At 64.5% G+C, this 23,582-nt stretch carries 23 protein-coding genes and 2 pseudogenes; 7 read left to right on the forward strand and 18 right to left on the reverse strand.

All coding sequences use genetic code 11. The features are described from left to right. Positions 1–181 precede the first annotated feature (181 nt). Both IHE30_RS01475 and IHE30_RS01480 read left to right on the forward strand, forming a co-directional pair. On the forward strand, positions 182–439 hold the full coding sequence (locus tag IHE30_RS01475; protein WP_337688236.1) for an accessory factor UbiK family protein: 258 nt from the start codon (positions 182–184) through the stop codon (positions 437–439). A 54-nt stretch (positions 440–493) separates the two neighbouring features. Then, on the forward strand, positions 494–2,026 hold the full coding sequence (locus IHE30_RS01480; protein ID WP_337688238.1) for a YifB family Mg chelatase-like AAA ATPase: 1,533 nt from the start codon (positions 494–496) through the stop codon (positions 2,024–2,026). Between the two features lie 432 nt (positions 2,027–2,458). On the opposite strand, the gene IHE30_RS01485 is transcribed toward IHE30_RS01480, so the two are convergent. Further along, positions 2,459–2,962 carry a hypothetical protein gene (locus IHE30_RS01485; protein ID WP_337688240.1) on the reverse strand — a complete coding sequence of 168 codons (504 nt, stop codon included), beginning with the start codon at positions 2,960–2,962 and terminating at the stop codon, positions 2,459–2,461. Positions 2,963–3,202: 240 nt separating this feature from the next. Here IHE30_RS01485 and IHE30_RS01490 point away from each other — a divergent pair, with 240 nt between their 5' ends. Continuing rightward, positions 3,203–3,718, forward strand: a complete 516-nt coding sequence (locus IHE30_RS01490) for a TlpA disulfide reductase family protein (RefSeq protein ID WP_337688393.1) — start codon at positions 3,203–3,205, stop codon at positions 3,716–3,718. Positions 3,719–3,866: 148 nt separating this feature from the next. On the opposite strand, the gene lipA is transcribed toward IHE30_RS01490, so the two are convergent. From lipA to IHE30_RS01505, 3 genes are all read right to left on the reverse strand, one after another. Then, positions 3,867–4,880 (reverse strand): lipoyl synthase, encoded by a 1,014-nt coding sequence (gene lipA, locus IHE30_RS01495; RefSeq protein ID WP_337688241.1) that lies wholly within the window; start codon positions 4,878–4,880, stop codon positions 3,867–3,869. A gap of 34 nt (positions 4,881–4,914) precedes the next feature. Beyond that, positions 4,915–5,616 carry a lipoyl(octanoyl) transferase LipB gene (gene lipB / locus IHE30_RS01500; RefSeq protein WP_337688243.1) on the reverse strand — a complete coding sequence of 234 codons (702 nt, stop codon included), beginning with the start codon at positions 5,614–5,616 and terminating at the stop codon, positions 4,915–4,917. Positions 5,617–5,738: 122 nt separating this feature from the next. Beyond that, entirely contained in the window at positions 5,739–6,065 is a 327-nt protein-coding gene (locus IHE30_RS01505) for a DUF2917 domain-containing protein (RefSeq protein ID WP_337688244.1), read from the reverse strand. A gap of 154 nt (positions 6,066–6,219) precedes the next feature. On the opposite strand from IHE30_RS01505, the gene IHE30_RS01510 reads away from it, so the two are divergent. After that, positions 6,220–7,161 carry a transcriptional regulator GcvA gene (locus IHE30_RS01510; protein ID WP_337688245.1) on the forward strand — a complete coding sequence of 314 codons (942 nt, stop codon included), beginning with the start codon at positions 6,220–6,222 and terminating at the stop codon, positions 7,159–7,161. 122 nt (positions 7,162–7,283) lie between these two features. Here IHE30_RS01510 and IHE30_RS01515 read toward each other — a convergent pair whose 3' ends face one another. The 8 genes from IHE30_RS01515 to IHE30_RS01550 all read right to left on the reverse strand — a co-directional run bounded on the left by IHE30_RS01515 (position 7,284) and on the right by IHE30_RS01550 (position 13,915). Then, the gene (locus IHE30_RS01515; protein WP_337688247.1) at positions 7,284–7,553 is read right to left on the reverse strand and encodes an HP0495 family protein; all 270 of its coding nucleotides are present in this window, start codon (positions 7,551–7,553) and stop codon (positions 7,284–7,286) included. Between the two features lie 105 nt (positions 7,554–7,658). Continuing rightward, entirely contained in the window at positions 7,659–8,870 is a 1,212-nt protein-coding gene (locus IHE30_RS01520; RefSeq protein WP_337688249.1) for a D-alanyl-D-alanine carboxypeptidase family protein, read from the reverse strand. A gap of 189 nt (positions 8,871–9,059) precedes the next feature. Continuing rightward, complete coding sequence (locus IHE30_RS01525) at positions 9,060–9,704, reverse strand: alpha/beta hydrolase (RefSeq protein WP_337688250.1); 645 nt, start codon at positions 9,702–9,704, stop codon at positions 9,060–9,062. 4 nt (positions 9,705–9,708) lie between these two features. Continuing rightward, positions 9,709–10,044, reverse strand: coding sequence for a (2Fe-2S) ferredoxin domain-containing protein (locus tag IHE30_RS01530; protein ID WP_337688252.1), 336 nt, complete (start codon positions 10,042–10,044; stop codon positions 9,709–9,711). 33 nt (positions 10,045–10,077) lie between these two features. Continuing rightward, positions 10,078–10,773 (reverse strand): ABC-type transport auxiliary lipoprotein family protein, encoded by a 696-nt coding sequence (locus tag IHE30_RS01535; protein ID WP_337688253.1) that lies wholly within the window; start codon positions 10,771–10,773, stop codon positions 10,078–10,080. Positions 10,774–10,826: 53 nt separating this feature from the next. After that, the gene (locus IHE30_RS01540) at positions 10,827–11,786 is read right to left on the reverse strand and encodes an MlaD family protein (RefSeq protein ID WP_337688254.1); all 960 of its coding nucleotides are present in this window, start codon (positions 11,784–11,786) and stop codon (positions 10,827–10,829) included. Between the two features lies 1 nt (position 11,787). Beyond that, entirely contained in the window at positions 11,788–12,744 is a 957-nt protein-coding gene (locus tag IHE30_RS01545) for an ABC transporter ATP-binding protein (protein WP_443193568.1), read from the reverse strand. 7 nt (positions 12,745–12,751) lie between these two features. Further along, positions 12,752–13,915, reverse strand: a complete 1,164-nt coding sequence (locus IHE30_RS01550; protein ID WP_337688396.1) for an MlaE family ABC transporter permease — start codon at positions 13,913–13,915, stop codon at positions 12,752–12,754. A 73-nt stretch (positions 13,916–13,988) separates the two neighbouring features. Between IHE30_RS01550 and IHE30_RS01555 the strand changes: the two are divergent. Both IHE30_RS01555 and IHE30_RS01560 read left to right on the forward strand, forming a co-directional pair. Beyond that, positions 13,989–14,906, forward strand: a pseudogene (locus tag IHE30_RS01555) (biotin--[acetyl-CoA-carboxylase] ligase); the annotation flags it as partial. 261 nt (positions 14,907–15,167) lie between these two features. Continuing rightward, positions 15,168–16,025: a type III pantothenate kinase gene (locus IHE30_RS01560; RefSeq protein ID WP_337688258.1), complete on the forward strand. Its 858-nt coding sequence runs from the start codon at positions 15,168–15,170 to the stop codon at positions 16,023–16,025. A 332-nt stretch (positions 16,026–16,357) separates the two neighbouring features. Here IHE30_RS01560 and rfaE2 read toward each other — a convergent pair whose 3' ends face one another. The 6 genes from rfaE2 to IHE30_RS01590 form a co-directional block, all read right to left on the reverse strand. Further along, positions 16,358–16,837, reverse strand: a complete 480-nt coding sequence (gene rfaE2 / locus IHE30_RS01565) for a D-glycero-beta-D-manno-heptose 1-phosphate adenylyltransferase (RefSeq protein ID WP_337688260.1) — start codon at positions 16,835–16,837, stop codon at positions 16,358–16,360. A 4-nt stretch (positions 16,838–16,841) separates the two neighbouring features. Next, positions 16,842–17,720, reverse strand: a complete 879-nt coding sequence (locus IHE30_RS01570; protein WP_337688262.1) for a ferritin-like domain-containing protein — start codon at positions 17,718–17,720, stop codon at positions 16,842–16,844. A gap of 257 nt (positions 17,721–17,977) precedes the next feature. Further along, positions 17,978–18,997 carry a MerR family transcriptional regulator gene (locus tag IHE30_RS01575; protein ID WP_337688263.1) on the reverse strand — a complete coding sequence of 340 codons (1,020 nt, stop codon included), beginning with the start codon at positions 18,995–18,997 and terminating at the stop codon, positions 17,978–17,980. A gap of 953 nt (positions 18,998–19,950) precedes the next feature. After that, complete coding sequence (locus IHE30_RS01580; RefSeq protein ID WP_337688264.1) at positions 19,951–21,231, reverse strand: PhaM family polyhydroxyalkanoate granule multifunctional regulatory protein; 1,281 nt, start codon at positions 21,229–21,231, stop codon at positions 19,951–19,953. Positions 21,232–21,280: 49 nt separating this feature from the next. Beyond that, on the reverse strand, positions 21,281–22,117 hold the full coding sequence (locus IHE30_RS01585) for an enoyl-CoA hydratase/isomerase family protein (protein ID WP_337688266.1): 837 nt from the start codon (positions 22,115–22,117) through the stop codon (positions 21,281–21,283). A 183-nt stretch (positions 22,118–22,300) separates the two neighbouring features. Further along, on the reverse strand, positions 22,301–23,290 hold the full coding sequence (locus tag IHE30_RS01590; protein WP_337688398.1) for a fumarylacetoacetate hydrolase family protein: 990 nt from the start codon (positions 23,288–23,290) through the stop codon (positions 22,301–22,303). A gap of 55 nt (positions 23,291–23,345) precedes the next feature. Here IHE30_RS01590 and IHE30_RS01595 point away from each other — a divergent pair. After that, a pseudogene (locus tag IHE30_RS01595) lies at positions 23,346–23,545 on the forward strand (IclR family transcriptional regulator); the annotation flags it as partial. Positions 23,546–23,582 lie beyond the last annotated feature (37 nt).

The raw sequence follows: 23,582 nt of genomic DNA on the forward strand, positions 1-23,582 counted from the left end.
TGCGCGATCGGCTGGCGTCCCCCAAATCGCCCGCGGTGAACTGCACCAAAAACAGGCGCCTGGCCAGTTTCGCACCCAAACCGCGCATTCGTGCGACCATGCGCGCCGTGCATCGCGCCGCGATGGCGGCAGCCAGGTTAAAGCACAGGCTTTGTGCAACATTTTAGATTGAGGAATGACGATGAAACAGCCAAACGACATGTTCAACGACTTGCAGGCCCGCTTCAGCGAAATGCTGAAAAACTCGCCGGCGAAGGATGTCGAGCGCAACGTCAAGGCGATGCTGTCGCAAGGCTTCTCCAAGCTGGACCTGGTCACGCGCGAGGAGTTCGACACCCAGGCTCAGGTGCTGGCCCGCACCCGGCTCAGGCTCGAGGAACTGGAGCGGCGTGTGGCCGAGCTAGAGCAGAAGCTGGCCGCGCGCGCAGACAGCGTGTAGGCGCGCAAGCTCCCAGGCATCCCAATCGGCGGCGACATGCCGCAAGGAAGAGCCATGTCGCTAGCCGTGGTCCGCAGCCGCGCGCCGTTGCACGCGCTCGCGCCCGAAGTCACTGTCGAAGTCCATTTGGCGAACGGTCTGCCGTCGTTTGCGATTGTCGGGCTGCCTGACCTGGAAGTGCGGGAGAGCCGTGAGCGGGTTCGGGCCGCCTTGACCCATTGCGGTTTTGACGTGCCCGTGCGGCGAATCACTGTCAACCTGGCCCCGGCGGACTTGCCGAAGGAGTCCGGGCGCTTCGATTTGCCGATTGCACTGGGCATCCTGGCCGCGAGCGGGCAATTGCCGGGTGATGCCCTGGCCGGCCGCGAGTTCGCCGGCGAATTGTCGCTCAGCGGCACGCTGCGGCCGGTCCGAGGCGCGTTCGCGATGGCGTGCGGCACCGCGAGACAGGCTGGCCCCGACGCAGCGTGCCCGGAACTGTACGTGCCGTTGGACAATGCGGCGGAAGCCGCGCTAGCGCCAGGCGTGGCCGTGTTCGGGGCCGCCGACTTGGCCGCGCTCGTCGCGCATCTGAAGGGCGAGCCCGAGGCGCGCATCGAGCGCGCACAGCCGTGCGGCGCCGCCGTGCCCGCGCAACGCGCACCAGATATGGCCGATGTAATCGGCCAGCCTGCCGCGCGCCGGGCGCTGGAGATCGCCGCCGCCGGCTCGCATCACATGCTGATGGTGGGACCGCCTGGCGCCGGCAAGTCGATGCTGGCGCAACGCCTGCCGGGCATACTGCCGCCGATGTCGGACGACGACGCGCTGGCCTGTGCGATGCTGCTGTCCGCCAGCGGCCGTGGCTTCACGGTGGCAGACTGGGGGCGGCGTCCATTTCGCGCGCCACATCACAGCGCGAGCGCCGCCGCGCTGGTCGGCGGCTACAACCCGCCGCGGCCCGGCGAAATCACGCTGGCGCACCTGGGCGTACTGTTCCTCGATGAACTGCCCGAGTTTAGCCGCGCGGTGCTGGAGACCCTTCGCGAGCCGCTCGAAACAGGCAGGATCACGATTTCTCGGGCTGCTGCACAAACCGACTTTCCCGCCGCATGTCAACTGGTTGCCGCGATGAACCCGTGCCCTTGCGGCTTGCGTGGCGATCCGCTAGGACGGTGCCGGTGCACGCCCGACCAGATCGTCCGCTATGTCGGCAGGCTGTCCGGGCCACTGCTTGACCGGATCGACATCGTCATCGACGTGCCTTCGCTGTCGGCCGCCGAACTCGCCCGCCGCACCGGCACGCGCGGCGAAGCGAGCCACGCGGTCGCGGCGCGTGTGCGGCACGCGCGCGAACGTCAATTAGCTCGCCAGCATAAGGCCAATTGCGCGTTGAATACCGAGGACCTCAATCGCTGGTGTCCGCTCGATCCGCACAGCGAAGCGTTACTGCAGACCTGCGGCGAACGCCTGGGGTGGTCGGGGCGTGCCTTCGATAAGGTGCGCCGCGTTGCGCGCACCATCGCCGACCTTGATCTAAGCGATGACGTGCGCGCTGCTCACGTCGGCGAGGCGGTGCAATACCGGCGCGCGTCGATCACGGTCTGAGCCTGCCCGCGACTCACAGCCACACGCCGCTCGCGTGCGAGCCATAACCCACCCTGAGCGCGCCGACATGCGGGAATTCAGCCCGAAAGTGAAACACCGAGCGCAAACAAGCCTTGGCTTATACACATCTGTTTGGATAGCGGCGCCGCTTCTGGGCCGAATCCGGCAGATCTCCGACGGTTTATCGCAAACCCATGAAAATAAAGGAAATGCATCCACTGCCTAGAATCACGTCCACCCCGACACGGCGGCGTCGCAGCGTGCTCCTGATCCGCGACCTGGGTACTTTTCAACAAAGTTATCCACAGGGCATGTGGACAGTATGAAAACTCAATAAAAATCGCATGGTTAGTGCCCATAGCTCGTTTGAAACATCAACAGCGGTGCGCAGCACAACCGCGAGGATTCCCGGCTATTGAAAAAAGCAGGGCCTCAATCCACCTTCAACGACGCAAAGAACTGTTCCAGTTGCACCGGGTCAGGCTCACGCGTAGACACGACCGCCGCCTGGTACACGCGCCGATCGCGCACAATAAACTGCGCGTGGATCGTGCGCTGCTTCTGGGTTTGACTATGGGCTACCGGACCGGCCACATCCATCGCGATGCGCGATTCATCCCCAGCGTCATGGCTGCCCGGAATTCGGACCACGTGCAACACGGGCTGCGCCCCGACGTTGCGCGCCAGACCGCTTTGCAGGTACGTGAGCACTTGCGCACGAAGCGTGGGATCATCGACGGGAAGCGCCACGACGCCAACGGCGAACATCGCGTCGCCGGCCGTCGCCGTTTGCATCTGCATCTTCAGCGCGTGCCCGGCGATCGTGAGCACTCGCGCGTCAAGCAACGGCTTAGCCGGCAGCATCACCGTATAGCGGCCCTCGTCGTTGCGCACTGTGCGCCAGTCGAATTGCGGCGAACAAGCGGTAATCAGCAACAAAATAGTCCAGATTACCCAGCAAAAACGTCGATTTAACATTAAATCCGCCCCATTGCACGGCCACGACCGGAGATCGGCGCGGCATAGCGCAAAAACCACGATTATCGCCGACGCGCCGATCAGGCCGCAGCGGGCACGCCCGCCTCACGGGTACCACGAATCAGCGATAGAATGTCAGCTATCGTTGTCATGCTATCCGGCGACGCCACCGGCGTCGCGTCAGCCGAAAAAACGCCGATGCGCCAGTCCGCCACTTCCCGCCCGTCCCGCTCATGGATTGCAGCCGCGCTCGTTGTCGTTGCGCTCGCCGTAGGTGCGTATCTCGCTTTTAACACGCACAAGCAGGCACCCGTTGCAAGCTTCACGCTGCTGTCCGGTCAGAAGCTGAGCACTGCGGACCTGAAGGGCAAGGTCTATCTGGTCAATTTCTGGGCAACCAGCTGCGACACGTGCGTGAAGGAAATGCCGCAGATGGTTGACACGTACAACCGGTTCAAGGACAAGGGTCTCGAATTCGTTGCCGTCGCGATGCAATATGATCCGCCGATGTACGTGGCCAATTATGCGCAAACGCGGCAACTGCCGTTCAAGGTGGCGATGGACGATGGTTCCGCCGCCAAACAGTTTGGCAACGTCCAGTTGACACCGACCACGTTCGTGATCGGCCGCGACGGCCGGATCCTGAAACGTTATGTGGGTCCGCCGCAATTCGCAGAGCTTGACCAGTTGCTGGAAAAAGCACTGGCAGCCTGATGATAGGCCAGCGCTGGCAACTCAGTGAACTGACCAACGCTGGTGAGATCAGACAGCAAAGCCGGCGTGGGCAACCAGACGAGACCGACTGGCGCTGCCTGAGACGACACACCCGGCCCCTTTTAGCCCGCTACGGGCGCCCGCCTCCTCAGCTCGCGACAACGCCTGCGCCCTGCGCCTGTACGTCCGCGTGATAGCTGGAGCGCACCATCGCGCCGACGGCCGCGTGCGTGAAACCCATCGCATAGGCTTCTCGCTCATACATCTTGAAGGTGTCCGGATGCACGTAGGCACGCACCGGCAGATGGTGCGCCGAGGGTTGGAGGTACTGGCCGATCGTCAGCATGTCGACATCGTGCGCCCGCAAGTCGCGCATGACCTGCAGGATCTCCTCCTCGGTTTCGCCGAGCCCGACCATCAGCCCCGACTTGGTTGCGACGTCCGGATGTAGCGCTTTGAAGTCCTTCAACAGTTTCAATGAATGTGCGTAGTCGGAGCCTGGACGCGCTTCTTTGTATAGTCGCGGCACTGTTTCGAGATTGTGGTTCATCACGTCCGGCGGCGCGGCGTTAAGAATGGCCAGCGCGCGGTCCAACCGGCCTCGGAAATCCGGTGTCAGGATCTCGATCTGGGTTTGCGGCGATCGCTCCCGCACCTGCCGGATACACTCGACAAAGTGTCCGGCGCCGCCGTCGCGCAAGTCGTCGCGGTCCACGCTCGTGATCACGACGTAGCGCAGCTTGAGCGCGGCGATGGTACGCGCCAAGTTCACCGGCTCTTCGGCGTCCAGCGGATCCGGTCGCCCGTGCCCGACGTCGCAGAACGGGCAACGGCGCGTGCACTTGTCGCCCATAATCATGAACGTCGCCGTCCCCTTGCCGAAGCATTCGCCGATATTCGGGCAACTCGCTTCCTCGCAAACCGTATGCAAGTTGTGCTCGCGCAGAATCTGCTTGATCTCGTAAAAACGGGAGTTGCCGGTCGCGGTCTTCACGCGGATCCAATCCGGCTTCTTCAGCTTTTCGATCGGCACGACCTTAATCGGGATCCGCGAGGTCTTGGCCTGAGCCTTCTGCTTCGCGCTCGGATCGTAGGGGGCGGAAGAGCCGTGCGCCGCAGACGCGGCGATGGTGGCGGATGGGTCAGGAACAGCAGTCGTCATGTCGAAATCCAGTGCAGTGGCGGCCGCATCCTGCTCAGCCGACCACGGAGTTGCCCCTTTCGCGTGCCGCATCGGGCGATGCGGCAACGGCGATCGGCGGCAGGTTGCCAGTCAGCCGCTCGGCGAGTGTTTGCGCCACGTTGTGCCAATGCGCCGACACGCCGAGCGAAGCCATGTCGATTGTTTCAAGACCGACGTAGCCACATGGGTTGATGTCGCGAAACGGCTGCAGATCCATCCGTACGTTAAGACTCACGCCATGGTACGAACAGCCATTGCGGATTTTCAGGCCAAGCGCTGCGATCTTCGCACCGGCATGGCGATGCACGGCGGAACCCGCGGCGACATAGATGCCCGGTGCGCCGGCCCGACGCTCACCGACTAGATTATACGCTGCCAGCGTGTCGATCACCGCCTGCTCGATGCGCGTCACTAGGTCACGCACCCATAGCCGGCGGCGCCGCAAGTCAATCAGCAAGTACGCGACGACCTGGCCCGGCCCGTGGTAGGTGATCTGCCCGCCGCGATCGACCTGGACCAGCGCGATACCGCTATGCGCGGCCAGCAGATGGGCCGGATCGCCGGCTTGGCCCAGCGTGTAGACCGGTGGGTGCTCGACCAGCCAGATTTCATCCGTAGTGATCGGCGTGCGTGCGGCAGTGAACGCGCGCATCGCGTCGAAGCTCGCTTCGTAGGGCTCGAGGCCACGCCAGCGCACGGCGACGTCGTTAGACATCGCCGCGAACGCGACAGGCTCAGTGCTAGATTTAAATGACGGCGCGGGCATGATCCCGTCAGTTTACCGAAAAGCGGACCCGCCCGTCCCGGTGACGATCAAACGCACAGCCATCCGGTATCTCAGACTGATAACCATCCGGTATGCCAGCCGAGCCGGCTAGCGGACAGCCGTCGCGACCACCATAACGCAATACGTTGGGTATAGTGAAGGCGCAGGGCCACGGTCACCCGCGCGGTGCGCGTGCCTTCGGTGCCGAGCCACATCAACTCGCCGGGCCGCAGCGACAGCGATTCGCCCGGGGCCACCCAATAGTCGTGCTCGTCCGCGCTGCGGGTGATCCAAACGCGCTCGCCTTCGATGGTGAGCGCCACGCCCCGGCTCACGCGCAACGGCACAGTCTGCCCGGGTTGAACCTCGAACGTGATGCTTGAATAACGGGGTTTCATCGTACGCTCCTGCCCACGCCCGGAATGCGCCAGAACAACTAAAATCGTAGCGATGGCCGGCCACGGCGCAAAACGATGTTTTTTCGCCGTCTTGTGAGCATAATTAACAAGCGCCGCGGCACCGCGACGCACGCCACGCACCGGGGGAAGCGCCATGGACTTGCGTCACTTGCCCAACCTAGGCACGTTGAAAGCTTTCGAAGCCGCAGCCCGGCTAGAGAGCTTTTCGCGCGCCGCCCAGGAGCTGTTCGTGACGCACAGCGCGATCAGTCACCAAATCCGTGCGCTGGAGGCCGAACTCGGCATGCCGCTGTTCAAGCGTGATGGCAAGCGGATCGCGTTGACCGGCTGCGGGCGCCGCTATGCGGCCCAGGTGCGCGCCGCACTGTTCGACATTGCCGCAGCCACCGATGCGGTTCGCGCCGGTGACCGGGAACGCCGGCTTGTGATCAGCGTGCTGCCGCCGTTTGCCGCCCGCTGGATGACACCGCGGATCGGACGTTTCATCGAACGGCACCCGGAAATCGATGTCGAGCTGTTGTCCACCAACGCGATTACGCACTTCAACCGCGACGATGTTGACGTTGCGCTGCGCTTTGGCGGCGGCAACTATCCGGGGTTGTTCGTCGAGCCGTTGCTCGATGAGGTATTTTTCCCGGTATGCACGCCCGACTTCAACGGCGGCCGGCTGCCCAAAACGCCAGCCGACCTGGCCGGCTTGACACTGCTGCGCAGCGACGACGAAATGTGGGGCCCATGGTTCCAAGCAGCGGGTCTGAGCGGCTGGAGCGAGCCGCGGCGCGGGGTACTATACCAGGACTCGTCGATGCTGCTGCAAGCCGCGCTGGAGGGCCAGGGCATTGCGTTGGTGCGCCGCTCGCTCGCGATGCAAGAGGTGATCAACGGCCGGCTCGTGCGGCTATTCGACATAGACGGCCCCAGCCCGGGGACGTATTGGTTCGTCTGTCCACCACCGCTGCTGGAGACACGCCGGGTCACAGTGTTGCTTGAATGGCTGCGCGAGGAGGCCGGGCGCTTTCGCGCCCTGTACGCGCAATGCCCGAGCGGCGTACCCATTTCCACGGCCGCCGCGTAGGCGCTACAGCCGTGCCACGCGACACGCCCCGTGCAGCCGCGCGACGGCTGCACGGGGCGACGCGCTGCATGGCGGCGACGCACCACGCGCGGCGATTATCCGCGCACGACGCTCGCCGGTCGTCATAGCACGACCTTCACCATCGGGTGCCCGGTCAGCGCACGGTAGAGGTCATCGAGTTGCGCCCGGCTGGTCGCACGCACCGTCACCGTAAGGCCGACGTAGTTACCGCCGTTGGACGGCCGGCTCTGAACCCGGCTGTCGTCGAATTCGATATCGAATTGCCGCACCACCTCGACGATGGCCTGCTGGAACTGCGGGTGCGCCTTGCCCATCACCTTGATCGGGAAGTCGCACGGAAACTGTAGCAGCGATTCGTTGGATGAGTTCATGACAGCCTTCCTTCGATCATGATAGCGTTCCCTCGATCCTCGGTTTCATGTAGCGCACCCACGCGGGACGCGCCGGCCTCGGCGGCCGATCACCCGACCCTCAGCTTACTTCTTGTTGGCCAGCATCAGCAGCGACGAGTCCCACAGACGCCCGAAGATGCCGGCTTGCGGCACGGCCTGCAGCGCCACAGCCGGGAACTGTGTCAGTACCTTGCCGTCGGCGACGACCTTCACCGTGCCCACCACCTGCCCGTCGGCGATCGGGCCGACCAGCGGATCATGGCGCTCGAGCACCGGCTTGATCTTGTCGCCCACCCCCTTTGGAACCGTGATGTACTGGTCGCGCTTGACGCCAACCGGTACCGCGCTCTGCTGACCCTTGTACACGCGCGGCGAATCGATGACCTGGTTGGCCTTGTATAGGCGCAGCGTCTCATACGCCGTGTAGCCGTAGTTCAGCATTTTCAGGCTGTCCTGCGTGCGATCGTGCTCCTTAGGCTCGCCCATCATCACGCTCACCAGCCGGCGCGACGCATCCGGCACCCCCGGCAGCGGCCGTTTCGCGGTGGCGATCAGGCAGTAGCCGGCCGCCTTCGTATGGCCGGTCTTGAGCCCGTCCACAGTCGGGTCGATCCACAGCAGCCGGTTGCGGTTCGGCTGCTTGATCTTGTTGTACGTGAAATCCTTGACCGCGAAGATCGAATAATATTCAGGGTAGTCGCGAATCAAGTGCGCCGACAGCACGGCCAGATCGGCCGCGCTCGTGTAGTGCTGGGGATTGGGCATGCCATTCACGTCGGCGTAATGCGTATTTTTCATGCCCAGCTTGCGCGCCGCCTCGTTCATCATCTGCACGAAGTACGCTTCGCTGCCGCCCACAAGCTCGGCCAGCGCGATCGCCGCGTCGTTACCCGACTGCACGATCATCCCGTACACCAGGTCGTGCACGGTCACCGGCTTGTTCGCCTCGATAAACATGCGCGACTCATCCGTGCACACGCGACGCACCGCCTCGCCCGGCACCACGGTCTGGTCCATCGAGATCTTCTTGGTCTTTAACGCATCGAACACCAGATACGCGGTCATCAACTTGGTCAGCGACGCGGGCTCGACCCGCTCGTCGGCGTTGGCTGACGCAAGCGTCTGCGCGCTGCTGGCATCGACGAGCACCCAAGAGCGTGCATTGACGGCCGGAGGCGGCACTTGTGCGAGCGCGTCGGCGGGAACGATGAGAGCGGAGGCGGCGAGTGCGGCAGGCAGCACGCACGCGAGCGTTGCCGCGCGGGCGGCAACGCTTGGGACAAAGGTCAAACGCATAGCAATCGAATCGACGTTAAACGGGGGAGTTCGGGAAGCGGCCCGCTACGGCGGCCCGCGGCGCAAGCCGATTGGACTGGCGAGCGAGCCAAGCGTTCGTGTCCACGCGGCGGACCAGCACGGCTCGGCACGGGTCATGCGCGAACCGCCTGTGCAGCGGCAGCGGCAGCGGCAGCGGCGCGGCACCCATTATACGCGCCAGCGCTCGGCGATCACCCGCTTTAGGATATGCAGCTTGCGATGGAAAAAATGCTCGGCCCCCGGGATCACCACGACCGGCAGCTCCTGCGGCCGCGCCCAGTCGTAGACCGACGCAATCGGCACCGTATCGTCGAGTTCACCGTGAATCACGAGGGTGTCAAGCGGCACGTCGGCAACCTGCCAGCGGCTCGCTGCGGTTCCGACGAATACCATGCGCTCGATCGCGTCACCGCGTTCGCGCAGCCGCCGCGCCACGTGTGATAGCACGAATGTGCCGAACGAGAAACCCGCCAGCACCAGCGGCGCACCGGCCAGCCCCGGCAACGTGCGCGCGTGGTCGATCACCGCAATCAGGTCATCCTGCTCGCCGCGCCCATCATCATGCTCGCCTTCGGTGGCACCGACGCCGCGAAAGTTTGATCGCACCGCTACGTAGCCGAGTTGCACCAACGTGCGCGCCAGCGTCTGCGCGACCTTATTGTCCAACGAGCCGCCGAACAGCGGATGCGGATGCGCGACCAACGCTAGCCCGCGTGGCGCGCTCCCCGCGCCGCCAGGCTCCGGACGATCGATCGCAATCTCGATCTTGCCGACCGGACCGTCGATCCGAGATTTTTCCGTTTGCGCGTTCATCCGGTCACACTTCGCCGCGCGGATCGTCGATCAGCAGGCGCTCGACGATCCGGCCGCCGACCAGATGCGAGTCGATGATCTCGTCGATATCCGCTTCGTCAACATAGGTGTACCACGTCGCATCGGGATACACGACCAGCACGGGACCCAGCTCGCAGCGGTCCAGACACCCGGCCTTGTTAATGCGCACCCTGCCCTCGCCGGCCAAACCCAGCGCCTTGATACGCCGTTTCGCGTATTCTTGCATCGCTTGCGCACCGCAGCTTGCGCAACTCGGGCGGTCGCCGGAATCGCGCTGATTCAAGCAGAAGAAAACGTGGTGCTGATAAAAAGAAGTCATTAGAAAGCAGTCCCGCCATCGACACTCAGTCGATTATAACGACGGAGCAGCCGGCACGCCGTGCGCCTTGTCGCTCAGCGCGAGCGCCGGCTGACTGGCCAGCCAGTCAGTCAGTTGCGACAGCGCAACGTCACTGGCCTGCGCGAGAGCACGCACGCCGCCGCTCGCATCGGCGGACGACGCCGGCGCATCGGCGCAGAACGTCGCCTGCATGAACTGTCCGCCCCGCCGCAGCAACGTCGCACGCAACGCGACGACGCCGCGGCTTGCGCCGGGCTTGTCGAAGATCTGCTCGAAGTCTAGTAACTCGACTTTCAACACCAGTGCCGACACCGGGTCGCCGGGCGAGACGACCGCGCCGCGTGCGCCGAGCAGCGCGCGCAAACGCTGGGTCAGCAACTGTGCCGGCGTCGCGACCCAGCGGCTGGACGCGTAAGTGCGCGGCTGCTGCGCGTGCGCATAGGCGAGCCGGTAGACGATGCCGTCCGAATCCAGGCTCGCCGGCGCGCCCATGTCGACCAGCTTAAACGGACCGAACGCCGGCGCCGCGGCGCCGGCGCGAGGTGTCACTCTGTGCGGACTCATAGCACCGGCGCGCACCGCAATGGCCGGCGCGCCGAGATCGTAGCGCTGGGCCACCGGCGACGCGTGGTGTCCGGCCGTCTCGCATCCGCCGAACATGAACGCGCCCAGCAACACCGCAAGCAAACTCATAATACGTGATGACATCGATAATCCTCGTCGAATAGACGCCCGCCATGCAGGGCGGCAACGTGCGCGCGTCAGCGCGGGGAGCCGCACGACCACGAGAAGCCTGGCTCGCCTGGCCCCGGCTCGGGCGACGGTGCACCGAACAGCAGCGCACGCGGATTCGCGTTGATCGCGCCTGCCGCGCTGTGGACCGACCGCATGGCCTGCCTGACGTCGTCGGCTAGCGAATTCACGCGGGGCAATGTCTCGTAGCCGACTCGCGCGGTCAGCTCCTGCATCGACGTATTAAACTGCGCCAATGCCACACCCGCCTGCTCGGCCGCCTGGCCCACCCGGTTCAGATTGGCTGCGACTGGCCCATTGGGATGGGACAGGCTGGTCGCCAGCACGTTGACTGAGCCCATCGTCCGGTTCAACTCATCGATCGTGTCCGGCAACTTGCGTGTCACTGGCTCAAGGTGCTGCGTAAGCGCGGCCACGCCGCTGGCCGCATCTTGGATGCTGCGCACGGTGGCCAAGTATTGCCGGCGGTTCGGCTCGTCGGTCATCTGCTGCAGGTTGACTGCGATTGTCTCCATCTGATTGAGCAGCGCCACGCTACGCCGCTGCAAGTCGTCGAACAAGCCAGGCCGCATCGGGATCTGCGCAACGTTCTCGTCGGACGAGATCAGCGGGTGCGGATCGTCGCCGGTATCATCCAGTTGGATAAAGCCCAGCCCGGTCACGCCCTGCAAGCCGAGCGCCGCGAAGCTCGAGTGGGTCATCGGCACGCGCTTGTCCACGAGGATCCGGATCACGATCCGGCCGGGGCGGTGCGTGTCGAAGTGAATGTTCTGCACCTTGCCGACCGCCAGTCCGCGATAGCGCACCGCCGCGTCGGCGCGCAGACCGGTTACATTCGTCGTGGCGACCAGGTCGTACGGGACGCGCTCGGTGCGATCCATGCTGAACCACGCGATTGTCAGCGCGATCGCCACCAGCAGCACGATTGTAAAGAGCCCGGCCCAGAATGCATGTGACTTGTTTTCCATCTCAGCTTCCCTCAACGCCGACGCCCGGTCGGCGATGCTCGCCGCGATGCCCGCGCCGGGCCGCGTGCTCGACTTCGAGCAATGCGTCGTCGGGTATCGGCTCGAGCGCGGCCGCCGGCAGCTTGGCACGGCGCGACGCTGACAGCGCCTGCAGTGCGCGGCGGCCGCGCATGCCCAAAAAATACTCGCGGACGAACGGGTGATCGACGCCGGCGACCTGCTCGAGCGGCGCCGCGACGATCACCTTGCGATCAGCCAGCACCGCCACGCGCGTGGACAATGACACCATCGTATCTAGGTCGTGCGTGACCATCACCACTGTCAGGCCGAGTGCGCGATGCAGCGTCGCAATTAGCTCGACGAACTCCTCCGACGCCTGAGGATCCAAGCCGGCAGTCGGCTCATCCAGGAACAGCAGCTCCGGCTCCAACGCCAACGCGCGCGCGATACCCACACGCTTAACCATCCCACCGGACAGCGCAGCCGGCATCTTGGTCGCGTGCCGGCCCGACAGCCCGACCATTTCGAGCTTCAGCATGACGATATCCGACAATAACGCCGGCGGGATCTTGCCCAGTTCGCGCAATGGCTGCGCGATGTTATCGAATACCGTCATCGCGGAAAACAGCGCGCCATGCTGGAATAACATGCCCGAGCGGTTGCGCAGCAATTGGGCCGCGCGCGCGCTCATCGTCGCGGTATCCTCGCCGAAGATGCGGATCGTGCCTGAGCTGGGCGCCTCAAGGCCGAGAATCTGCCGGATCAGCGTCGTCTTGCCGGAGCCGGAGCCCCCGACCAGCGATACGATCTCGCCGCGCCGCACGTCCAGATCCAGATGCTCGTGGATCACCGTGCGGCCATAGCGCTTGGTCAGATCGGCTACCTCGATGACAGGCTCGGCCACCGGCGGCGCACCGTGGGCGAGGGCCATCGAGGTCAGCGCGTGCGGTTGGGTCATCGGCGCCTCACAACAATCCGATCCGCTGGAACAGGATCGCAAACACCGCGTCGGCCAGCATCACGACCGTGATGGAGGACACTACCGACGTGGTCGTTCCTTCGCCCAAGCTTTGCGAATTGGGCTTAATGCGCAAGCCGAAGTGGCAGCCAACCAGCGCGATTAGCATGCCGAACGCCACGCCCTTGCCCAGGCCGAGGTACAGGTTCGCCACCGGCACCGCGCTCGGCAACGAACGGATAAAAAAGCTCATATCAATATTGAGCACCAGTTGTGCGGCCAGCATGCCACCGGTCAGCGCGATGGCGTCGGTCCACATCACGAGCAGCGGCATTGCAACACCCAACGCGATCACCCGCGGCACAATCAACCGCAGCCCATGGGAGATCCCCATGACGCGCATCGCGTCCAGTTCCTCGGTCACGCGCATCATGCCCAATTGCGCGGTGATCGCCGAGCCGGAGCGGCCGGCCACGAGAATCGCCGCGAGCACCGGGCCAAGCTCTCGGATAATCGACAGCCCGAGGATGTTGACGATGTATGCATTCGCGCCGAACAACCTCAGTTGCTGCGCGGATAGATACGACAGTACGATGCCGATCAGGAAAGCAACCAGCGCGGTGATCGGCAGCGCCTGCGCGCCGGCCGCGTAGACGTTCGCGCAAATCTCGCGCCACGGGATCCGACGTGGGTCGCGCAGCAATCTGCCGCAGTCAATCACCAGACCACCGAGCAGTGCGATGCCGTCGCGCAAGTGCCCGGCGAAATCGAACACCGCGAGACCAAGCCGCGTGATGGGATCGATTGCCGCCGCCGGCTCAGCAGGCTCGCGCGTTGCATCAAGCAGCGCGATCCGCTCGAAGATCTCGCGCTGCGTATCGGTCAGGCTGAGGCTGGACGGCAAGCGCCGCCCCCAGATCTGCCACAGCGCCTGTGCGCCGACATGGTCCAGCCGCTGGATTGGCGACAAGTCCCACAGCGTGTCGGCCCGGGCCGCCGCGTCGCGCATCGTGCGCAGCTTGGCCGCGATGCCACCGCGCCGCTGGTCCAGCGCCAGCGAGAACGCGGTCCATTGGCCGCCCAGGCGAATCGCCGTACCCGACGACGCGGACCGGTCCTGACTCGTTTTCACGGCATCGACAGTGAGCAGCGGCGGCGTCTCGAAATCCAAAGCGGGCACGGCATAGGGTCAACGTAGCGCCATTGTATCGAAAGGCGCAGCACGGCCTCGCTACAATAGCAGGATGTCCGATCATTCTTTCCCCCTTGATCCGCCCGGCATCCCGGGCAAGGCCGCCGCCGGCGGCGATCCGCGGCCGGCGGCGGCCCGCCGCATCGAACGCGAGCGGCTCCTCAAGTTGCTCGACCCACGGCCTTCGTGCTGGACGCTTGAGGTGGTCTACGAGACCGGTTCGACCAACGCGGATCTCGTCGCGCGGCTGAAGGAAGCACGCGGCGTGCCGTTCGAGCCGAGCGTGCGCGTTGCCTATTCGCAAACGGCGGGACGAGGACGGCGTGGCCGGCCGTGGTTGGCCACCCCGGGCAATGCGCTGCTGTTCTCGCTTAGCTACTGGATGCCGCGCGCGCCAAATCAACTCGCCGGGCTGAGTCTGGCGCTCGGCGCAACGATCGTGGAGGGGCTGCGCACCCTGCCGCTGGATGACAACGGACGGCTCTCGCTCAAGTGGCCAAACGACATTCTGTTGGACGGCGCGAAGCTGGCTGGCGTGCTCGTGGAAACCGTATGGAGTACGCGCGACGCCACCGCGCTGGTGATCGGCGTGGGCCTGAACGTCAGTAGCACCGATGAGTTAGCGCAGCAAATCGCGTCGTTGCATGAAACGCTGCACACCACGCTGCCGACCGTGCCTGGCGCACTATCCCGCGCGTGGCCGCACGCTGCGCTCACCCCCGTGCTCGGCGCGGTGCTCAATGCGCTGGCAGTCGGGCTGGAGCGCTTCGGCCGGCATGGCTTCGAGCCGTTCCGAAACACGTGGGTCGCCGAGCATGCGTATATGGGCCAGGAAGTCGTAGTCCTGGAGCAAGGTGACGAGATGGCACGCGGCATCGCGTACGGTGTTGACGAACAAGGACAACTGCTGATACGCACGCCACAAGCAATCCGGGCGATCGCCACGGGCGACGTGTCGCTGCGGCTGGCCGCAAGCGTCGATGCGCCGGCGCGGCCGGCGCCCGGTTCGTCTGTTTGCGGTGCGCGCACGGATAGACTGCCGATGGCTGCCAAATCTAATGGGGGAACGTCTTCCTCCGAACTGCCCCAATCTAGACTGTCGCCGTCCGGACTATCCACCGACGGCGAGCCCAAGCCCGACGCCCCTGTCGCCGCGCTCCTGGGCGCCGACAGGCCGCCCGCCACCGAACGCGCGCGTGAGCAGCCGCATAACGACGACGCATAAGCCGCCATGATCGATCCTGACCTTGCCGGCACGGCCGGCCACCGCCTGGTGATCGACGCGGGCAACAGCCGCACCAAATGGGCGTTGGTGCGCGCCGATGGCAGTTTGCGGCAACTCGGCGCGTTCTCGCACGAAAACCCGCTGGACGACGCGCAGGGCGACGTCGCCGCACGCGCGGCAGGACTGCAGTGGGACGACTTGCCGACGCCAGCCGATATCTGGATCTCCAACGTTGCGGGCCAGCACGTCGCCGCGCGCCTGTCAGCGATGCTCGATGCGCGCTGGCCCGGCATCGCGCGCACGACTATCGTATCGCGTCACTCGCAGTGCGGGGTGACAAACGGATATGGCGAGCCGGCACAACTGGGCACCGATCGCTGGGCCGGCATGATCGGGGCCCGGGCGGCCTACCCGCGTGAGCATCTGCTAATCGTCACGCTCGGTACGGCGACGACAATCGAGGCACTGCGCGCCGACGGCATCTTTGTCGGCGGCTTGATTGCACCGGGATGGTCATTGATGATGCGCTCGCTCGGCGAGCATACCGCGCAATTGCCGACGCTGACGCCGGCGGGCGCACGCTCCGCGCTGGCCAGCAAGCCGGGACTGACGTTCGGCACTGACACGTCCGCGTCGCTGTGCGCCGGATGCGCGCTCGCGCAAACCGGCCTGATCGAACATGCTTACCTGACATGGCGTGCCGAACTCGGCGGCGCGCCGGTACGCATGGTGCTTGGCGGTGGCGCGGCCGACGCGTTGGCGCCGGCGCTGACCGTGCCGCATACGCGGCACGATCATTTGATCCTGTCTGGGCTCGCGCTAATTGCGCAGGACGAGGTGGCGGCGCTCAGGCACGGTGTCTGACACAGCGACCCTTCCTATGCAAGCACGGGAATCGCAAATGCTACGTGGGTTGCACGGGGAATCGCAGATGCTGCGCTAATTGATGGCAGGATTGAGGGTGACGAATGCACTCGGGCACTCGGATTCGTGACGCTTGGTGGCGCGTTCGCCCCGCTCCTGGGCTGCAGCCCAGGAGCCGTTTCACCGGAGCAGCCAGGTACGTTCGGATGCGCTGCACGTACAGCCGCTTGACCCGGCACGGGCGCAGCCGCAGTCACGGGTGCAGTCACAGCCAGTGATCGGCGGGACAGTCCGACATTCGAAGATGTTCGCCTTCGTGCTCAACCGCGTGATCAGCGGGCGCGTACGCGCTGTAGCAGCTTCGTCGTCGAGCGGTCGTGCTCAAATGGAATTGCCAGCGCGCGACCACCCCAGCTGCGCACCAGTGCCGATTCCGGCAGCTTGTCCATGTCGTAATCGTCACCCTTGACCAGGATGTCCGGGCGCAACGCGCGAATCAACTCGACCGGCGTCGACTCGTCGAACATCACGACGTAATCGACGCTTTCCAGCGCGGCAAGCAACGCCATGCGGTCCGCTTGCGCATTGATCGGGCGATCGTCGCCCTTGCCGAGTTGCCGCACCGACGCGTCGCTGTTGACGCCAACCACCAGGCATGCGCCCAACGCGCGGGCGTTGTCCAGATACGTCACATGCCCGCGATGCAGGATATCGAATACACCATTGGTCAACACGACCGGCGCGCCAAGCGAGGCCCGGCGCGCAAGCAGCGTCTGCCACTCGACAATCTTGCGCTCGAACGAAGCCGGCATCGGTCTACGCCGGCTGTTCTGTGCCGCCCACGCCGGTATCGCGCTGCAGTCGCGCCGTCAACTCCTTGCGGTAACGGTTCAACTCCTGCGCCGTCGTGAACGTGCGCTCAAACAGCAGCGACAGGTTGTGCAGGATCCGCTCGATCACCTTTTTTTCCCACGTGTCGTCGAATCGGATCTGTTCGTCCAGCCAGCGCTCGAGCCATTCCGGGTCGGGCAGTCGCGATTGCACGGTGTCCCGCGGGAACAACTGCCGGTTCACGTGCAGGTTCGTCGGGTGCAGCGGCTTCTCGGTACGCCGGGCTGACGCCATCAGCACGCCAATCTTCGCAAACGCGGCGCGTGCGGAGTCGCCGGCCGTGGCCAGCGCCTTCTTCATATACCGAAGGTAGGCGCCGCCGTGCCGCGCCTCGTCGCGTGAAATCGTCTCGTAGATGTGCTTGATCACCGGCTCCGTATGCCACTCGGCCGCACGGCGATACCAGTGGTTCAACCGGATCTCGCCGCAGAAATGCAGCATCAGCGTCTCCAGCGGCGGCGCCGGGTCGAACGGAAAGCGCACCGCGTGCAACTCCTGCTCGGTCGGCACGAACTCGGGGCGAAAGCGCCGCAGATATTCCATCAATACCAGCGCATGCTTTTGTTCTTCAAAGAACCAAACGCTCATAAACGCGCAGAAGTCACTGTCGCTATGGTTATCGCGCAGGAACATCTCCGTTGCCGGCAACGCGGACCACTCGGTGATCGCGTTCATCTTAATCGTGTTCGCCTGCTCGTCAGTCAGCAGCGACCCATCGAACTTGTCCCACGGGATGTCCTTTTCCATATCCCAGCGAACCGATTCGAGCGAGCGGTAGAGTTCCGGATAAAGCATGGTGTTCATGGTGCCACCCTATCAACCTGAAAAGCGTAGACTGCGTGCGCGCCCGTCATCGATATCGTGCGCCGCATAGTTCGACCGGCCGACGGGCAAACGCAAGATTTTACGTTGAGCACGGCCCGCCCGGGTGCGGAAAAATGCCGCAGCGGGCGGCGTCTTTCGAGAGGATCCGCGTTGCCGTGATGCGGCCGCGCAGCATCTGTTATCCATCGTGTTTGGCAGTTACACGGCACCTATGTGCGGCGTTCCAGCCAGGCCAATTATGATAGCACGCGGTGTCGACGCCACTGTGCGACTGCGCCATCGATGTGCGTCATTGACACCAAGTGTTGGACGCCCTGTTGCGCGAGGCGGCGCGGGACGTTGCCGCCGCTGGTCCACAATTGCACCTGCGGCGGCAGTCGCGTCTGCAGCTCGTCGGCCGCACGCGCGGCAGACGCGGCGTCCGGTGCGGCCGCCATCGACAACACGACCATGTCGATATCGCTGGCGCGCGCCGCGTCGGCGATCTCATCGATCGATACGCCAGCACTCATCACCGCGCAGCGGCAGCGAGCGAGCACAAACAAGACTTCCATCATCGGCAGTTGCACATCATGCGCCGCGCCCGGGACCGCCGCCAGCAATGCGCAGGGCCGGCCCCGCGCGCTGTGCGCGCCATCCGTGAGCAGCCGCACCGCACGTCGGATAACGTCCTGCAGCACCTGTCCAAGCGCCGGCGCATGCGCGGCGCTCGACGATCCGCCCATCGACGTCTGGCCCACCCGTGCGCCAAGCGGGATTGCGATTTCGTCGATAAAGCGCTCGATGCCCACGCGCACCAGGCGCCACATCAGTTCATTGCGCAGCACCGTCCAACGCTCAGTGTCGATCAGCTCGAGCAGCGGTACTAAGTCCACGTGGGGTGACACCGGCGCACTCTGGCGCACCATCGCACGCAGAACCGGCTCGGGATGCAGCAGCACGTTGCCTGGGCGATGTCCGGCGTCCAGCAACTGCTTCACGAGCCGCAGCTTGCGGACCTGCTCGGCCGGATACAGGCGCTCGCCTCCCGCGTTGCGCAGCGGCCGCGGAAAACCATATCGGCGCTCCCAGACGCGCAACGTATCCCTCGTCAAGCCGATTTCATGGGCGAGGGCACCAATGCCGACCGGCGATAGCGATGGCTCGGGCGCGCTGGTATCGTTCTCATGCATCCGGCCATCCGTGCCATCGACCTGCGCTGGTCCAAAGTCTGCTGCGTCTGCCATTTGCCCATCGGCGGAAATGTGCTTGGCCATAGGTGTCATGGAGCTTCGCCGGTGCGGCGCGCCCCTTACTGTTCAAACGTGGCCACCAATCCTAACCTTAATTCACGCTTTTGGGGACAGAAGAAAGCCGTTTGTAACCGATAAATTCGCCGCCATATGCGGACAAATCCCGGACAATAGGCCAAGATGGGTCCATTCGATCGATCGATCGATCGGTCGGTAGGCAGGTAGGCAGGTAGGCAGGTAGGCAGGTAGGCAGGTAGGCAGGTAGGCAGGTAGGTAAGTAGGTAAGTAGGTAAGTAGGTAAGTAGGTAAGTAGGTAAGTAGGTAAGTAGGTAAGTAGGTAAGTAGGTAAGTAGGTAAGTAGGTAGGTAAGTAGGTAGGTAGGTAGGTAAGTAGGTAAGTAGGTAAGTAGGTAAGTAGGTAGGTAGGTAGGTAGGTAGGTAAGTAGGTAGGTAGGTAGGTAGGTAGATAGATAGGTAGGTAGGCAGGCAGGCAGGCAGGCAGGCAACGGCCACGTTACGAGACACGACGGTGGCGGTCTACAGGAACGACGGCAAAAATGCGGCCCGTGCATCGTGCCGTTGCAGCACGTCGCGATAGCCGTGCATGATCAGCTCGCTGGGAGCGCACGTCTCACATCTACGCGTCGCCAGTCGTTACGCGTGGTCACCGCAATCGAGCGGGTGCATGACCAGGCGGCTCACGTGCGCTACCGGCTCGATGCCTGTGCCGAGCGCGTCGAGAAACACGCTGACCATGACCCGCCGGCCAATCTACGCAAGGCTCGGGTAGCCGGCGGCACAGGAGCATCCGACCTCGATGACCGGTGCTATTCGACGGTCCGGCCGCGGCGCTCGCGCACGCCAGCCGCCGGCATCGTCCCCTTGGTGCACTTGCGGGCCGCCGACGGCCTGCTGTCCGCGTCGGCGCTACTGACTATCGCGGCCTTATTACCTGTCGCGGCCGTGCCACCCGTGGCGTTACCACGGGTGACGACGTTGCGACCCGTCGCCATCGCCAGCTTGCTGCGCGTCGCAGCTTTGTCCTTCGCAGCGGGCCGGCCGTGCTTCGCCGGGTCGCTGTGCTTCAGCTGAGCCGCTGTGCCTCGCCGCCTTGCCTGCCAACGTTGATGTGCCGCTCCCTGACAACGTGCCGCTTAAAGCCATCCCGCTTTCCGCCATGGCCTCGCCCTGGGTCGCTGATCCGCTTGCAACTGCTGCGCGCTTGGACGGCGCACGAGCCGCCGTCGAGGATCGGGCCTTTGCAGCAGATCGGCCCACCCCCACCGAAGCGTCCGGCGACGAACGCCCCAGCCCCGCGTCGCCCCGCTGCCGCATCGCTTCCTCGATATCGTCGGCGGGCACCGATACACCGGGCATCGTATGCGGCGCAACCGCAAACCGGGCAATCTGCTCGAACTGCGTCTGCAACCAACTCCACCAGGCTGACGCGTCGAGCGGCTCGTCGGCCCTAGACGCGGCCGCGCACTCGCCGGCATCGGCCGCTGGGGCAGCGGCGGCGGCTTCGCCCCACGACGTATCCGGCGCACGGCGCTCCGCTGGCGCGCCGTCCTGCGCATCGGGCCCCCCTTGCTGTCCGGCAACCGGTTCGCCTGCCTGCACCGCCTGGGTCCCGTGCGCCGCCGTGTCCCATTGCGGCGAAGCCTCGCCAGCGGCGGACTGGGCCGCATCGGCAGGTCCGGTGGCGCCGGCCGCGCCTTCCCGCGCACCCGTTACCGTACCGCGCGCGACATCGTAGAACGCCCTTGCGAACGCAAACGGATCCACTGCCGCCGCTTGCTTCGGGGGACCGTCAGCCGCAGATGCCGCGTGCGGGGCGGTCCGCCGAGCATCGTCCGCTCCTTCCGCTCCTTCCGCTCCTTCCGCTCCGTCTGCTTCGTCTGCTGCGGCCGTCGGCGGCCATGGTGCGCCGCGCACATCGCCACTGATGCCGGACTCGCCCGACGGACGGCTTGCGCCGGACGCGCCGCCCGGCGTGGGCGTCATCGACGCCTGCGCAAATGCGCCGAACGCGTGCAGCGTCGCAAGTGTCGAGCGTTGCACCTGCAGCGCCTGGATCGTGGACTGCAACATCGACAAGTTGAGCTTGAGCCACTGTTCGACTGTCCGAAGATCGGTGATGCGCTTATCGAGTTCCTCGACGCGCATTAGCTTGAGCAGGCTGTCGAGCATCTCATCGCCGGTATTCGGTGAAAACCGCGGGAATGACGAAAACGGGGTATTGCCGCTTGAATCGCTCATTGCTCCTGTCTCTCTCTCTGCGATCCGGCCCATGATGGGCATCGCCCGGTCAGAACGGCGCACCGTCTGGAAACCGTGGCGCGCGACGCTCGCGCAGCGAACAAATGCCTTCGTGCACGTCCTGCCCGCCAAAGCCGAGGAATTCCAGCGCCAGCGATGTATCGAACGTCGGGCCGGCACTGCGCAGCCAGTTGTTCAACGCGTACTTGGTCCACCGGATGGCGCTTTGCGAGCCGTTTGCCAATCGCTGCGCCAACTCAAAAGCCTTCGGCATCAGATCAACATCGTCGACCGCCAGCGACACCAGGCCGATACGCTCGGCTTCGTCGCCGGACACCGGTTCGCACAGCAACAGGTGATACTTGGCCTTAGCCATCCCACATAGCAGCGGCCAGACGATCGCCGCGTGATCGCCGGCGGCCACGCCCAGCCGCGTATGACCGTCGATGATGCGCGCGCTTTTCGCGGCGATTGAAATATCGGCGAGCAAGCCAGCCACCAGGCCAGCCCCCACCGCCGGACCGTGCATCGCCGAGACCACCGGCTTGCTGCAATTGATCAGGTTGTAGACGAGATCACGCGCCTCGCGCCATACTCGCGCGCGCGCCTGAAAGTCGCTGGCGATCTGCTCGACCAGCGTCACATCGCCACCGCCGGAGAATCCCTTGCCCTCGCCACGGATGATCACCACCCGTGTACGCGGATCGGTGTCGATGTCGCGCCAAATGTCCGCCAGCTCGCGATGCATCCGTTCATCGGCGGTGGCCAACGCGCTCTTGTTGGCCCCTTCGCCACTCATGATCACTTCGAGTATCCCGTGCTCGTGTCGGCGCAGCTTCAGCGCTTCGTAGCGAGCATAGTGCGGATCGTTCGAAAAACCGTTCATCGGCCTGTCCGGAAGCGGGCGGCACGCCCGATAGTCTGAACACTAGCAGACGCTTGCCGCAATGGGAGGGGAAATTGAGGTGACCATACCGCTTTTCTTGCTTAGGGTTGTCGCTGGCGACCCGTCGCCGGTGCTTGGGCGGCACGCCTCATCGCGCTCGCCGCCCAAGCGCCCCGGACGGCGTCAGCCGTTGGCCGCGGGCGCCAAGGCCTGGTTGATCGCGCCGAAGATCGATTTGCCCTCCTCGTCGAACATCTCGATCCTGACACGGTCGCCATACTTCATAAACGCCGTACGTGGCGCGCCGTATTCGATCGTCTCGAGACAGCGCTTCTCGGCAATGCAGCAATAGCCGCGCTGGGCATCCTTATTCGAAATCGTGCCCGAGCCGATGATCGAGCCGGCTCGCACGTTGCGTGTCTTCGCAAGATGGGCAATCAATTGCCCAAAATTAAATACCATGTCAGCCCCGGCATCGGGTTGCCCGACCTTGCGCCCGTTCCAATGGACGATCATCGGCCGATGCACGCGCGCGTCGCGCCACGCCTGGCCCAACTCGTCCGGCGTAATGGCCACTGGCGCGAATGCGCTCGCAGGCTTGCTCTGGCACAGGCCGAAGCCCTTGGCAAGTTCGACGGGAACCAGGTTGCGCAGCGACACGTCATTGACCAGCGTCAGCAGCCGGATGCCGCGCTGCGCGACCTGCGGCGGCGCCCCCATCGGCACATCCCCGGTGATTACCGCTACCTTGGCCTCGAAATCAATCCCATAGTCCTCGCTCGAGCATACGATGTCATCGGTCGGGCCAATGAAATCGTCGCTGCCGCCCTGGTACATCAACGGATCGGTCCAACATTCCGGCGGCATTTCCGCTGCGCGCGCGCGCCACGCGAGCTCGACGTGGTTCACGTAGGCGGAGCCATCCGCCCATTGGAACGCTCGGGGCAACGGCGCCATGCACTGGGCCGGCTCGAACGCAAACGCATGCCGCACACGTCCCTGGTTCAATGCATCGTACAGTTGCGCCAGTTGCGGTGCATGAAACGTCCAGTCGTCCAGCACACGCTGTAACGTTGGCGCGATCGCATCGGCGCTCGTCGCCATCCGCAAGTCGCGCGATACGACAAGAAGTTGGCCGTCGCGTGAACCGTCCTTGAGCGTGGCAAGTTTCATCGGGCTTGTCATGACGTATAAGGAAATGTATTTTGCGATGGTTAATTCTAACGGCGAGATTCGCGAACACGGTGCCGCACGGGTGCAGGGCATGCTGCTGCCGACGATCCATGCGCTCTGCATGCCGGTGTTTGATGCAACTGGAGCGCTGGCGCTCGCGCTGATCGCGCCCGGACAGGAAGGCACTTTCAATATCCGCTGGGGCGGCAAATCGACGTAGCACTGCGCGACTGCGCGCAACGGCTGTCCTATGAACCTATGAATATGAAATGGGGTACGACCGCGCATGCAA

This window comes from Mycetohabitans sp. B46 (assembly GCF_037389205.1).
Taxonomy (GTDB): Bacteria; Pseudomonadota; Gammaproteobacteria; order Burkholderiales; family Burkholderiaceae; genus Mycetohabitans.